General features: G+C 63.8%; 14 protein-coding genes. 9 read left to right on the top strand and 5 right to left on the bottom strand.

Annotation, left to right across the window (positions count from 1 at the left end; all coding sequences use genetic code 11):
- Positions 1 to 7: 7 nt before the first annotated feature.
- From JQ591_RS24855 to JQ591_RS35695, 6 genes are all read left to right on the top strand, one after another.
- Complete coding sequence (locus JQ591_RS24855) at positions 8 to 724, top strand: GntR family transcriptional regulator (protein WP_211398593.1); 717 nt, start codon at positions 8 to 10, stop codon at positions 722 to 724.
- A gap of 68 nt (positions 725 to 792) precedes the next feature.
- Entirely contained in the window at positions 793 to 1,572 is a 780-nt protein-coding gene (locus JQ591_RS24850) for an SDR family oxidoreductase (protein ID WP_211398592.1), read from the top strand.
- 7 nt (positions 1,573 to 1,579) lie between these two features.
- Positions 1,580 to 2,725, top strand: coding sequence for a pyridoxal phosphate-dependent aminotransferase (locus JQ591_RS24845; RefSeq protein ID WP_211398591.1), 1,146 nt, complete (start codon positions 1,580 to 1,582; stop codon positions 2,723 to 2,725).
- An 11-nt stretch (positions 2,726 to 2,736) separates the two neighbouring features.
- A complete protein-coding gene (locus JQ591_RS24840; protein ID WP_211398590.1) occupies positions 2,737 to 3,618 on the top strand; it encodes an alpha/beta fold hydrolase in 882 nt (293 codons plus the stop codon).
- 3 nt (positions 3,619 to 3,621) lie between these two features.
- Complete coding sequence (locus tag JQ591_RS24835; RefSeq protein ID WP_211398589.1) at positions 3,622 to 4,896, top strand: Zn-dependent hydrolase; 1,275 nt, start codon at positions 3,622 to 3,624, stop codon at positions 4,894 to 4,896.
- Entirely contained in the window at positions 4,802 to 5,347 is a 546-nt protein-coding gene (locus JQ591_RS35695) for a flavin reductase family protein (protein ID WP_349630406.1), read from the top strand. The genes JQ591_RS24835 and JQ591_RS35695 overlap by 95 nt, the downstream gene beginning before the upstream one ends.
- A gap of 29 nt (positions 5,348 to 5,376) precedes the next feature.
- Here JQ591_RS35695 and JQ591_RS24825 read toward each other — a convergent pair whose 3' ends face one another.
- The 3 genes from JQ591_RS24825 to JQ591_RS24815 all read right to left on the bottom strand — a co-directional run bounded on the left by JQ591_RS24825 (position 5,377) and on the right by JQ591_RS24815 (position 7,385).
- Positions 5,377 to 5,676, bottom strand: a complete 300-nt coding sequence (locus JQ591_RS24825) for a hypothetical protein (protein ID WP_211398588.1) — start codon at positions 5,674 to 5,676, stop codon at positions 5,377 to 5,379.
- 69 nt (positions 5,677 to 5,745) lie between these two features.
- A complete protein-coding gene (locus tag JQ591_RS24820) occupies positions 5,746 to 6,195 on the bottom strand; it encodes a flavin reductase family protein (protein ID WP_249137681.1) in 450 nt (149 codons plus the stop codon).
- Between the two features lie 98 nt (positions 6,196 to 6,293).
- Complete coding sequence (locus JQ591_RS24815) at positions 6,294 to 7,385, bottom strand: LLM class flavin-dependent oxidoreductase (RefSeq protein ID WP_211398587.1); 1,092 nt, start codon at positions 7,383 to 7,385, stop codon at positions 6,294 to 6,296.
- Between the two features lie 121 nt (positions 7,386 to 7,506).
- Between JQ591_RS24815 and JQ591_RS24810 the strand changes: the two genes are divergently transcribed.
- Positions 7,507 to 8,424 carry a LysR family transcriptional regulator gene (locus JQ591_RS24810; RefSeq protein WP_211398586.1) on the top strand — a complete coding sequence of 306 codons (918 nt, stop codon included), beginning with the start codon at positions 7,507 to 7,509 and terminating at the stop codon, positions 8,422 to 8,424.
- Positions 8,425 to 8,440: 16 nt separating this feature from the next.
- Here JQ591_RS24810 and JQ591_RS24805 read toward each other — a convergent pair whose 3' ends face one another.
- Positions 8,441 to 9,325 (bottom strand): SMP-30/gluconolactonase/LRE family protein, encoded by an 885-nt coding sequence (locus JQ591_RS24805; protein WP_211398585.1) that lies wholly within the window; start codon positions 9,323 to 9,325, stop codon positions 8,441 to 8,443.
- A 108-nt stretch (positions 9,326 to 9,433) separates the two neighbouring features.
- Here JQ591_RS24805 and JQ591_RS24800 point away from each other — a divergent pair, with 108 nt between their 5' ends.
- Positions 9,434 to 10,108 (top strand): TetR/AcrR family transcriptional regulator, encoded by a 675-nt coding sequence (locus JQ591_RS24800; protein ID WP_249137628.1) that lies wholly within the window; start codon positions 9,434 to 9,436, stop codon positions 10,106 to 10,108.
- A gap of 27 nt (positions 10,109 to 10,135) precedes the next feature.
- On the opposite strand, the gene JQ591_RS24795 is transcribed toward JQ591_RS24800, so the two are convergent.
- Positions 10,136 to 11,113 carry a tripartite tricarboxylate transporter substrate binding protein gene (locus JQ591_RS24795; protein ID WP_211398584.1) on the bottom strand — a complete coding sequence of 326 codons (978 nt, stop codon included), beginning with the start codon at positions 11,111 to 11,113 and terminating at the stop codon, positions 10,136 to 10,138.
- A gap of 179 nt (positions 11,114 to 11,292) precedes the next feature.
- Between JQ591_RS24795 and JQ591_RS24790 the strand changes: the two genes are divergently transcribed.
- Complete coding sequence (locus JQ591_RS24790; protein WP_211398583.1) at positions 11,293 to 12,063, top strand: enoyl-CoA hydratase/isomerase family protein; 771 nt, start codon at positions 11,293 to 11,295, stop codon at positions 12,061 to 12,063.
- The last annotated feature ends 1 nt before the right edge of the window (position 12,064 follow it).

Genomic DNA, 12,064 nt, shown 5'->3' with positions numbered 1-12,064 from the left:
GAGAAACATGATGGCGGATATTGGTGCACATGTCGGAGGCATGCGCGTGAAAAACGGGCAAGAGTCCCTGGCGCCAAGTCCCGGCATGACGCTCGCTGAGAGGTTGCGCCAAAAGCTTGAGGGCGCGATCGCGGCGGGCCATCTGGAGCCGGGCAGCCGGCTCGACGAGCAGGAGATCGCCCAGCGCTTCGGCGTCTCGCGCACGCCGGTGCGGGAGGCGTTCCGCCTGATGGCCGCCAACAATCTGGTCGAGCTGCGCGGCCGGCAGGGCGCGACCGTCCGCAGCATCAAGGCCCAGGCGCTGATCGAGATGTTCCAGGTCATGGCGGAGCTAGAGGGGCTTTGTGCAAGGCTCGCCGCCCGGCGTGTCTCCCAGGCCTGGGGGGCTGAAATTGGCGAGATTCACCAGCGGCTTGTGGCGGCAGGCGAAACCGGTGACATCGACGTTTTCTACGACATCAACCAGGAATTCCACGAGGCGATCTACGAGGCCTCGCGCAACACTTTCCTCGCCGACCAGACCCGCAAGCTGCGCAACCAGGTGGCCGCCTATCGCCGCCGGGTGACGCGCATGCCGAACCGGATCGCAGATACTGTCCGCGAGCATGAAGCGATCATGCAGGCGATCCTGGCCCACGATCCGGAGCGGGCCCACAGCACCATGCGGGACCACGTCAACCTGCTCGGTGACAACCTCCTGGACTTCCTCGCCGCCTTCGAATGACTCTCGGTGTCGCTTGGTATGCAAATTGCTAGACCTTGTATATCTAGCTTGCATCCTGGAGACCCGGAGTGGACCTGAAGCTGACGAACAAGACCGCCCTGATCACCGGCGCGTCGAAAGGAATTGGACTTGCGGTGGCCGAGCTCTTCGCCGTGGAGGGGTGCCATCTGCATCTGGCCGCCCGCAACGGCGAGGCGATGCTCGAGGCCAAGAAGCAGCTCGAAGCGCGCCATGGCGTGAAGATCACGATCCACGCGCTCGACCTGTCGAGCACGGCTGCGATGGAAAAGCTCGCTGCCGAAGTCGGCGATATCGACATCCTCATCAACAATGCCGGCGACATCCCGGCCGGTTCGCTGGAAATCCTCGATGACGCGGCCTGGCGGCGCGGCTTCGATCTCAAGGTGTTCGGCTACATCACGCTGTCGCGTCTCTATTATCCGCGCATGAAGGGCAAGGACGGCGTCATCATCAACATCATCGGCAATTCCGGTGAGAACTGGGACGCGAGCTACATCGCGGGTTCGACCGGCAACGCGGCGCTGATGTCCTTCACCAAGGCGCTCGGCGGTCGCAGCCTCGATCACGGCGTACGCGTGGTCGCGGTCAATCCAGGCCCGGTTGCCACCGATCGCATGCTCAAGATCATGAAGCGCAAGGCGATCGACATGCTCGGCGACGAAAGCCGCTGGGAGGAGCTGTTCGACAAATACCCGGGCAAGCGGCCGGCGACGTCGGAAGAGGTCGCCGATCTCGTCGCCTTCCTGTCTTCGCCGAGGTCGGGCTACATCACTGGCACGGTGGTGACGATCGATGGCGGCATTGCCGCGCGCGGCTCGGTGATCTGAGGCATCGATGTCGAAGCCTCAATCCGCGGCGCTGGTCCGCAACCGCTATTTCGACGAGCTCTCGGCGACGCCGGGACTCTTCTGGCTCGGTCAGAACACCAACCATATCGAGAGCCATCCCGCCGTGCGCGAGGCGATGCTGCGCTCGATCGAGGCCGGCGAGTTCAACGCCTATGCCCCGCCGCTCGGCTTCGAGGCGCTGCGCGCCGCGATCGTCGCCGATCTCGGTGTGCCCGGCGCAGAAGCGCTGGTGACCGAGGGCGGCGTCAATGCGCTCGCCATGATCTGCCGCGCGCGCTGCAAGCCGGGCACAACGCTGGTGACGACCGATCCGACCTGGAAATGGCCGTGCCTGTTCGCGCGTCAGCAGGGCGCCGCGGTGATCGAGATTCCGATCTACGATCCCGCCTGCAATTATCGCCTGACGCCGGAGGCGCTGAAGGCGAATGTCGACGAGCGCACCGCGATCATCTATCTCGTCGATCCCAACAATCCGCTCGGCATCCGCTACACGCGCGAGGAGATCGAGAGCTTCGCGGCGATCGCGCGCGATTGCGGCGCGCTGCTGGTGCACGACTGCACCTATCGCGATTTCGCCGATGGTCACACGCCGGCGCTTCACGTGGCCCCCAAGGGCTCGGTGGTCTCGACCAGCTTTTCGAAATGGCTTGGGCTCGCAGGTCTGCGGATCGGCGCTCTCGTTGCCGCACCTGATCTGTTCGAGGAGTTCGCGCAGACCTCCACGAGCGTGCTCGGCGCGAGCGTCATCGCCCAGCGCGCGGCGCAGGCGGGGCTGTCGGTCAAGACCGAATGGATGAAGAAGGTCCGCAGCACCGACCGGGCCAACAAGACGATGATCCAGGAGGCGGCTGCCGCGATCGAGGGATTGGCGCTGCCGATCATGCCCTCGCACGGAAACTTTCTGGTGCTGGAGACCATCGCGGCAGGCATCCGTCCTGAGGCGCTGGTCGAGTGCTACCGCCGGCAGGGCATCATGATCCGGCAGGGCACCTACCACACCCAGCGCTTCGGCGACCGTTTCGTCAAGATCAGCACCTCGGTGCCGCAGGCCTGGGCCGAGAAGTTTTGCACGCTGCTGCCGGAGGTGGTCGCGCAGGCGCGCACGCTCAACGACCTGCCGCCGCAATTCTAGGGACGATTTCGATGACGATGATCACAACGAAGGACGGCGTGAAACTCTACGTGGAAGAAACGGGTGAGGGCACGCCGATCCTCTTCATCCATGAATTCGGCGGCAATCACGAAAGCTGGGAGCCGCAGTTGCGCTATTTCAGCCGCCGCCATCGCTGCATCAGCTACGCCGCGCGTGGCTATCCGCCCTCGGATGTGCCTGACAGCATGGAAGCCTATTCGCAGGCGATCGCCGCGGATGATGCGGTCGCCGTACTCGACGCACTCGGAATCGACAAGGCGCACATCGTCGGTCTCTCCATGGGTGGCTTCTGCACCGTGCATTTCGGCCTGCGCACGCCGGAACGGGCTTTGTCGCTCACCGTGGCCGGCGCCGGCTATGGCTGCGAGAAGGAGTTCGAGGAGTATTTTCGAGGCGTCTCGCTCGAAGTCGCGGATAATTTCGAGAAGCAGGGTGCCAAGGAGTTTTCCAAGGTCTACGCGCTCGGCGCGAGCCGGGTACAGTTCCAGAACAAGGATCCGCGCGGCTGGCAGGAATTCGCCGATCGCCTCGCCATCCATTCGGATCGCGGCGCCGCCAACACCATGCGCGGCGTCCAGGCGCGGCGACCGTCGTTCTACGACCTCGAAGACGGCCTGAAGACAATGATGGTGCCGACGCTGGTGGTTGTCGGTGACGAAGATGATCACTGTCTCCAGCCAGGCATCTTCCTGAAGAAGACCATTCCGGCTTGCGGGCTCTCGGTCTTCCCCAAGACCGGCCACACCCTCAACCTCGAAGAGCCGGCGGCGTTTAACGCTCTGCTCGCCGAATTCATCGCTCAGGTCGAGGCCGGACACTGGCTGCCACGCGATCCGCGCGCGCTGCCGGGGCAGATCATGCGTACGAAGTAGTCGATGACGAGCAAGCCCCTGATCAACGCCGATCGGCTTTGGGCGCGGCTGATGTCGCTCGCCGAGATCGGCGTGACCCCCGCCGGCGGGGTCAACCGTCAGGCATTGAGCGACGGCGAGATCGCCGCCTGGCGCCGCGTCATCGGCTGGGCGCGCGAGGCGGGATTGACACCGTCGACCGATGCCGCAGGAAATCTGTTCTTGACGCTAGCCGGCCGCGATCGCGCCATGGCGCCGCTTCTGCTTGGGAGCCATCTCGATAGCCAGCCGACCGGTGGCAAATTCGATGGTGCGGCCGGCGTCATGGCCGCACTCGAAGCGGTCGTTTCAGTCGCCGAGCAAGATGAGAAGCCCGCGCGTGACGTTATCGTCGTTGCCTGGATGAACGAGGAGGGCTCGCGCTTCGCCCCGGGCATGATGGGCTCGGAGGCGTTCACCGGTGAGCGTGACATGGATGCGATCCGCGCCGCGCGCGATGCCGACGGCGTCAGCGTCGGCGAAGCGCTCGATCGCCTCCACCAGGCCTTCCCTGACATGCCGCACAGGCCGCTCGGCTCTTCCGCTGGAGCCTATCTCGAATTGCATATCGAGCAGGGGCCATTGCTGGAAGCAGCTGCGTGCACCATCGGTGTCGTCACCGGCATTCAAGGCAAGAAGACATTTCAGGTGGTTGTCGAGGGCGCTGAGGGACACGCCGGTACACTGGCGCAGTCGGAGAGGCGGGATGCGCTCGCTGCCTTTGCCCGAATGGCGACCGGGCTGCATGCCGAGATCGGCACCCTCGATGCCGACATCAAGTTCACGATTGGACGCCTCTTCGTCGAGCCCAACGCGCCTTCGGTGGTGCCGTCGCGCGTCAGTTTCAGCATCGATCTGCGCCATCCGGACAATTCCGTGCTTGACGCGGCGGGCGCGCGCATCACAGCGCTCTGCGGTCGGCACGCTCCGCCGTGCCTGGTTACGGTGACGACGCTGGTCGACGCACCCTCGAACGCGTTCGATCCGCGCTTGCGCGAGCTGATTGCGCAAGCGGCAGGTGACCAGGAGTTTCCGGCCATGGACATTCTGTCGGCTGCCGGCCACGACGCGCGCCATCTGGCAAAGATCTGTCCGGCGGCGATGATCTTCATCCCGTGTCGGGACGGTGCGAGCCATGTGGAGCACGAGTGGACTGAGCCGGCCGATGTCGCGGCCGGCGCGTGCGTCCTTGCGCAGGTGCTGCGAGAGCTTGCGTTCACCACCCGGTCTTTCGCTGCGGGAGGTGAGGTGGGGGGATGACGGAAATTGCCCCGGACCACTATCGCGATGCGATGGCATGTATCGGCGCCGCGGTCAGCATCATCACGACCGATGGTCCAGCAGGTCGCGCGGGTTCACTGCGTCCGTCATGTGTCGTGTCACCGACGATCCGCCGACGCTTCTGGTGTGCATGAACCGCGCATCCTCGGCGTATGCAAGCGTGGCTAGCAAGCTGTCAGCTCAGCAAGAGCCACTGTCACGGCTCTTGGGCGGCAAGGTTCCCATCGCAGAACGGTTCGCCGCGGCGGTATGGTCGACGTTCGAAACGGGTGCACCCGTTCTCTCCGGCTGCGCGGTTGCCTTCGACTGCCAGATCGCTGATGTCGCTACGACCGGCGCGCACTGTATTGGCCGCGCAAGAGCGGCGAAGTCGGCAAACGGTCGGGGCAGACATCCAGCATTGGTGATGCTGACACAAGACCGACGTTGAGTTTGGCTGGCGATTTCAGAGCGCTGGTCCTAAGGCACTTGTTCGATGTGAGCCCGAATCGCGTTTCGCTCAGCATCAATCCAGCCGTGCACACGGGCTTTGGCGACCATCTCTGCGTAATCCTTATCCCAACTTGCATCGTCAGGGCGGCCCGTCAGCGTTGGGACCAGATCGATCGAAACAAGTGCATTACAATCATCGAGCAGGCTAATCCCCTTCCAGCTCTGCGTTCCGGGCAACGGGTCGGCATGCAGCATCAGCTTGAACTTGCGGAAGTCGAGCGGCTCGTCCAATCGGACAGCGCCATCGCGGAAGCATTCGATGATCATGATGCCGGCCTTCTTGTGAGTTTGCCGCGATCCGTCCGGTGTCGGATTCGGTCGCCAGCGGAGGTCCAACTAAGCTTGAGCTAACGTTCGAAGCGCGCCGTGGAAATTGACGAGAGGATCGCCGTTTCCCCCGCGCGTGGCCACGATCCTTCCGATGAAGAGACCGTGCGTGCCGACCGGCTGGTGATGATGCAGCACACATTCCAGCACGCCGATCGCTGGTTCGAGCAACGGCACGTCGAGCATGCCTTGCTCCCATGGCGCCGTTGCGAAGCGCTCGACTCCCTTGGCGCCGCCGGCAAACCGCAGCGCCAGGTCCTCCTGGCCCCGGCCGAGGAGACTGACGCCGAAGCGGCCGTTGGCGAGGATGGCGGCATGCGTTTCGGAGCTCGAATTGACGCCGACGAGCACGCAGGGTGGATCCAAGCAGAGCGAGGTGACGGAGCTGACCGTCAGCCCGCGCCGTGTCGTCTCTGTTCCCGTCGCTACGATAGCGACCCCGCTCGCCAAATTTCGCATCGCCAACCGGAATTCGGCCGCTTCGACAGAACGGAAATTGGTGATTTGAGCGATCTGACATCCCATGATGTACCTCCGAGCACCACGCCGGCGCTGGGCTATGCCGAAACCGCTTCGCCCGCGATCGTGCCGCGTCCGGTTTGGCTGGACTTCAGCTCGCGCCGGATCGCCGGAATAATCTTGCTGCCCCACAGTTCGATCTGGCGCAGCATCGTGCTCTGATCGAAGTCGCCGAGCTGGGTCTGAAGCGCGATGTGGGTGGGCTTGAGAATACTGATCTCTTCCAGCATGCGGTCGATCACCTGGTTGACGCTGCCGACAGGCAGGTTGTTCCGCATCGTCTCCAGGCTCATGTCGTTCGGGCCGGCCTCTTCCTTGATCAGATAGCCGTCGTCGCTCTGGGCGCGCCGGAACTTCAGGCTTTCGGAGAGCCGGCGCTGAAAGCGCGCGTTGTCCAGATACGACTGGATCTCGCTGTCGTTGTCGCTGGCATAGGCGCAGCGCAGGAAGCCGAAATGGGTGTCGTCGATGGAGCGTCCTTCCTTGGCTGCGATCCCCTCGAGCCGGTCGCGCAGCGCCTTGATTGCGTCGAGGCCGTTCAGCAGCGCGGTGACGAACAGATTGTGGTTGTCGCGAATGGCGCGGCCGAGCGTCTCGCCATGGCCGGACGTCACCCAGATCGGCGGCATCGGCTTCTGGACCGTGCGCACGGCGATCGCGGTCGGCGGCATGTTCAGGTGCTCGCCCGAATAGGAGAAGATGCGGTCGCGCAGGCCGGCCTGAAGCACGTCGTAGAATTCGGCGAACAATGCGTGCGAATGGTCGAGATCGACGCCGAAGCGGTCGAATTCGAACTTCTGGTAACCCGAGCCGATGCCGAGATCGAGGCGGCCGTTCGAGACCGTGTCGGCAAAGCCGATTTCGCCGAGCAGTCGTGCCGGATTGTACAACGGCAGCACGCAGACGGCCGAGCCGAGGCGGATCCGCTTGGTCAGGCCGGCGCAATGCGCGACCATCATCAGCGGCGAGGGGCACAGGCTGTAATTGTTGAAATGGTGCTCAGCGTACCATGCGGTATCGAAGCCGGCGTGCTCGGCGGCAACCGTCTGTTCGACCGCGTTGTTGATGACCTGCTGCGAGCTCTGATGATAGCCGCGCTGCTGCGCCAGAATGAATACGCCGAATTCCATCGGTTGCGTCCTCCATTAATCGGTCGCTCTTGCGACGCGTTATCAGCAAGCTATGGCCTTGAGCTTTTTCGAACAATTGGCATAATCTGAGCATGTCCTTTGCAAAATATGAAAAGATCGAATGAACCGACTTCAGGCCATGGAATTGTTCGTCGGCGCCGTCCGCGAGGGCAGCTTCTCCGCGGCCGGGCGTCGGGTCGGACTCTCGCCGGCGTCCGTGTCGCGCTACATCGGCGAGCTCGAGGCGCAGCTCGGCGTGCAGCTCCTGAACCGCAGCACGCGCCATCTCGGATTGACCGACGCCGGCAAGATCTTCTTCCAGCGCACCGAGCAGGTGCTGCACGGTATCGAAGACGCCGAAGCCGCGGCGCTTGCTCTTCAGACCGCGCCGCGCGGAACGCTGCGGGTGCACTCGCGGACGCTGTTCGGCATCAAGGTGCTCTCGCCCCTGATACCGGGCTTTCAGAAGCTGTATCCGGAGCTGAAGGTGGAGCTGCGCCTGTCCGAGCGGCGCACCCTGCTCCGCGAAGACGAATTCGACGTCGATTTCCAGATCGCTGCGCCGAAGGATCCCGGCCTGATGCAGCGAAGGCTGCTGCGGAGCGAGCGGATTCTCGTGGCTTCGCCGGACTATGTCGGGCGGATGCCGAAATTGCGGGCGCCGGAGGAGATTACCCGCCACAACTGCCTGACGTATTGGATGGGCCCGGACGACGTGGTCTGGAAGTTCATGCGGAGGAACAGGCTCCAGGAGATCGTCGTGCCTTCGTCCTTCGGCAGCAACAACGGCGTGGTGTTGTGCGATCTCGCCGTCGCGGGCCACGGCATCGCTTTGCTCGACGACTACACCGTGGCGGAGGAGCTGAAGAGCGGGCGCCTGATGCGTCTGCTGCCGGGCTTCCGGGTGACGAACTCTACCTTCGACGAAGGGATCTATGCGGCGTTTCTCCAGAGCAGCTATTTGCCGGAGAAGATCAGGGTCTTCGTGGACTACATGGCGGCGAACGTGCCGCAGCAGATCAAGAGATCGTCGCAGTAACCGAGGGAGCCGATCATCAGTCCGAGCGGAACCTGTGTGCCGGCAGACCGCGAACGCCGAGGCCTTCGACGGCGAACAAGCCGCCGGCATCCGGGTGGTCGTCCACGAGGGCGTGGCTGCGCGAGATCGACGTCACGTACAGGACATCCAGATCGGGCCCCCCAAACGTCACGCTGGTCGGATGACGGACCGGCATGTCGATCGTTCGCGCGATCGTCCCGTTCGGTGCAAACCGCGCGATCTTGCCGATGCGCACGAGGACGGACCAAAGGAACCCTTCGGAATCGACCGTCGCGCCGTCGCAACCGGACTGCTGCGCCTCCGTGTTGACGAACACGCGCTTGTTCGCGAGGGGGCCGTCCGAACCGTAGTCATAGGCCCAGATGATCCGTCTGGCGCTGTCCGCGAGATAGAATGTCCTTCCGTCGGGGCTGAAGCACGGCCCGTTGCTCACGGCGAGGTCGGTCTCCAGCAATTCCAGCGCGCCTGCTGCGTCCAGGCGATAGAGACCGCCGTACGGCGCCTTATCCGGGGCGCGGTCGGCGTGCATTGTGCCTGCCACGAAACGCCCGTGGCGATCGGCCTTTCCGTCGTTCAGCCGCACCTTCGGGTCGTCGAGCCCGATGGACGGACCTTCCGTCAGTACGCGCATGCCGAAATCATACTGCGCAAATCCGTGGCGCAGCGCCAGCACGGCGCCGCCGTCCTGTCGCAGAACCATCGAACCGATCGGCGCGGGCGCGCTGAACTGCGTGACGTCGCCGGTAGCGGGATCGAGCGAGTGGATCAGTCCGGCCAGCGCGTCGATCCAATAGAGGCGCATGCGGGCCTCGTCCCACACCGGGCTCTCGCCGAGCTGGTCCCTCGTCGTGCCGATACGGCTGATCCGGATTTCGCTCATGGTTCCTCGCGCGGGATTCGCCGGGCTTGACCGATCGGTCGGTGAAAACCTAGTTTCGTGCCGTAAGGCCTGTTTTGGCATGGAGCTGGCGGATGGATTGCGGATTTCATGACTGAACTGTCAACGATGAAGGATGGCGTTGCGAACCAGGCCGAGGCCTCGGATCGCGTGCTTCAGATCCTCGCCGAGGCCGGGCGGCTGTTTGCCAGCAAGGGATTCGAGGGAACGTCGATGCGCGACATCGCGCTCGCATGCGGCATCTCCAAGTCTCTTCTCTACCATCACTTCTCCAACAAGGACGAGATCTACGCACGCGTGGCGGTCGGCTCGACGCTCGAACTGTATCTGTTCGTGCGCGATCGCATTCCCGACGGACCGCCGTCGCAGAAGATCCGCGCGTTCATGGTCGCCACGGCGGAATACTTCCGCCGCTACCGCTGGGCCTGGATCGCCTCCACGACCGCGTTCTGGAACGATCCCGACCGGCAGCGGCACAAGGAACGGCTGACGCGCCGCGATCGATTCGAGAACTTCCTGCGCGGCCTGATCCAAGAAGCCATCGATGCCGGGGAAATCCGAAAGGTCGATGTTCCCATGACCGGGCGGCTGATCCTGTCCTCGCTCAATTGGATGCATCGCTGGTACAACCCCAACAAGTCCGCAACGCCCGAGCAGATCGCCGAGATCTTCTTCGACATGCTGTTCAACGGCTTGCGCAGTGGCGAATTGATCGAGTTTCCCGGGGCGAAGCCGCCACGCGCCGGCCGGCGAAAATCACGCTGACCGGCCGGCCGAGTCGAACGTCGCGCCTTACTCCAGCGAGATGTTTTGCGCCTTGATCACCGGTCCCCACAGCGCGGCGTCCTTGGTCAATTGGGCATCGAGCCGTTCCGGTGCGCCGGTATCGACCATGAGGCCATCGGTCTCGAGCTGCTTTGCGATCTCGGGCTTCTGCATCGCTGCGTTCGCTGCCGCGTTCAGCCGCGCGATGACATCGCGCGGCGTGCCCGCCGGCGCGTGCAGCGCGGTCCAGAACGATGCCGTGAGGTCCGGATAGCCGGATTCGGCCAGCGTCGGTATCTCGGGAAAGCTCGCCATGCGCTTGTCCGAGGAGACCGCGAGGATGCGAAGCTGGCCGCCGCGCGCATGCTCGATCACGGCGGCGGGCGTCGCGAAGTTGAGATCGCATTCTCCTGACAGCGTCTCCATGATGGAGGCCGGATTGTTACGATAGGCAACCTCGGTGACGGCAAACCCCATCGACTTGCCCATCATGATCCCGAACAGGTGCGTGACGCTGCCCGGGCCGAGCGTGGCGTAGAACAGCGGCTTGTCGCGTCCCTTGGCAAAGGCGACGAAGCTCTTCACGTCGGCGGCGGGTGTCCGCGCGTTCACCGTCAGCGACAGTGGCCCGTTGCAGAGCATGGCAACCGAGGCGAAGTCCTCGAGCTTGTAGGGCAGGTTCTTCCGCAGCAGCACGTTCAGCGAGATCGGGCCGGTGCCGCCGGCCAGCAGCACCGATCCGTCCTTGGGCGCTCGCGCCACATATTGTGATCCGACGATGCCGTTGGCGCCTGGCTTGTTGTCGACCAGGACCGGCTGGTCCAGTGTTTCCGCCATCGCTTTCGCGATCGAGCGTATCAAGCTGTCGATCGAGCCGCCGGGTGCGTAGGGAACGATGATGAAGATCGTCTGCGCGCGCGCCCTTACGATCGCAGGCGCGCCAAGCGGGGCGACGAGGGCGCCGGCGAGCAGAGTTGTCGCCTGGCGTCGGCTGATCCTGGGCATGCGCGTCCTCCTCACGGTCGTTCCTTGATTGGATTTGAATTTATCGGCTGACCGATCGGTCGGTCAATAGGGGTATAGCAGGATATTGCAAGTCGTTCTCGTTGGTGATATCAGTACAGAAAGCTGACCGATCGGTCAGGCGTAACAAGCAAGACGAACCAAAAGCCCAGGAGGAATGCATGTCAGGAGATATCGTCACGCTCGAAGTGTCCGATCACATCGCGCTGGTGACGCTGAACCGCCCTCCCGTGAATGCGCTCGATCGCGCGATGCGCGACCGCATCGTCGCCGTGTTCGACGAGATCTCCGAGCGCAGCGACGTCAGGGTCGCGATCCTGACCGGCGCCGGAAAGGTGTTTTGCAGCGGCGCGGATCTGAAGGATCGCCCGGATCCGGCAAAGATCGGCGCGTTTCACAGCCATAACCGGATCACGCGCGAAACCGGCAACTGCATCCGCGAATGTTCGAAGCCGGTCATCGCGGCGATCAACGGCGTTGCGCTCGGGGCGGGAGTCGGGCTGATGGCCTCCTGCGATATCTTCTACGCCTGCGAGGAGGCGGTGTTCGGCATGCCCGAGATCAACGTCGGGCTCGCCGGCGGTGCGGCAATGTTGAACACCTTGTTCGGCCGCTCCCTGATGCGTCGCATGTTCTTCACCGGCTACCGCGTGCCGGCCGCCGAGCTCTACCGTCTCGGCATCATCGAGGCCTGCACGACCAAAGAGAACCTGATCCCGGAAGCGATGAAGATTGCCCGGGAGATCGCCTCCAAGAGCCCGATCGCGATGGAGTATGCCAAGAACGCGGCGAACATGGTCGAGCTGATGCCGCCGCGCGACGCCTATCGCTTCGAGCAGAACATCACGATGGCGCTATCCAAGACGGAAGACGCCAAGGAGGCGCGGCAGGCCTTCCTGGAGAAGCGCGCGCCGGTGTTCAAGGGGCGCTGAG

The sequence above is a fragment of the Bradyrhizobium canariense genome, from assembly GCF_018130465.1.
Classification (GTDB): Bacteria; Pseudomonadota; Alphaproteobacteria; order Rhizobiales; family Xanthobacteraceae; genus Bradyrhizobium; species Bradyrhizobium canariense_C.
Note: the sequence above shows the minus strand (reverse complement) of the source record. Positions and strands in the feature narration are given on the sequence as shown.

Coding starts and splice junctions, on each gene's coding strand:
- JQ591_RS24855 (WP_211398593.1), top strand. CDS start 8: ATGATGGCGGATATTGGTGCACATGTCGGAGGCATGCGCGTGAAAAAC.
- JQ591_RS24845 (WP_211398591.1), top strand. CDS start 1,580: ATGTCGAAGCCTCAATCCGCGGCGCTGGTCCGCAACCGCTATTTCGAC.
- JQ591_RS24840 (WP_211398590.1), top strand. CDS start 2,737: ATGACGATGATCACAACGAAGGACGGCGTGAAACTCTACGTGGAAGAA.
- JQ591_RS24835 (WP_211398589.1), top strand. CDS start 3,622: ATGACGAGCAAGCCCCTGATCAACGCCGATCGGCTTTGGGCGCGGCTG.
- JQ591_RS35695 (WP_349630406.1), top strand. CDS start 4,802: ATGTCGCGGCCGGCGCGTGCGTCCTTGCGCAGGTGCTGCGAGAGCTTG.
- JQ591_RS24825 (WP_211398588.1), bottom strand. CDS start 5,676: ATGATCATCGAATGCTTCCGCGATGGCGCTGTCCGATTGGACGAGCCG.
- JQ591_RS24820 (WP_249137681.1), bottom strand. CDS start 6,195: ATGCGAAATTTGGCGAGCGGGGTCGCTATCGTAGCGACGGGAACAGAG.
- JQ591_RS24815 (WP_211398587.1), bottom strand. CDS start 7,385: ATGGAATTCGGCGTATTCATTCTGGCGCAGCAGCGCGGCTATCATCAG.
- JQ591_RS24810 (WP_211398586.1), top strand. CDS start 7,507: ATGAACCGACTTCAGGCCATGGAATTGTTCGTCGGCGCCGTCCGCGAG.
- JQ591_RS24805 (WP_211398585.1), bottom strand. CDS start 9,325: ATGAGCGAAATCCGGATCAGCCGTATCGGCACGACGAGGGACCAGCTC.
- JQ591_RS24800 (WP_249137628.1), top strand. CDS start 9,434: ATGACTGAACTGTCAACGATGAAGGATGGCGTTGCGAACCAGGCCGAG.
- JQ591_RS24795 (WP_211398584.1), bottom strand. CDS start 11,113: ATGCCCAGGATCAGCCGACGCCAGGCGACAACTCTGCTCGCCGGCGCC.
- JQ591_RS24790 (WP_211398583.1), top strand. CDS start 11,293: ATGTCAGGAGATATCGTCACGCTCGAAGTGTCCGATCACATCGCGCTG.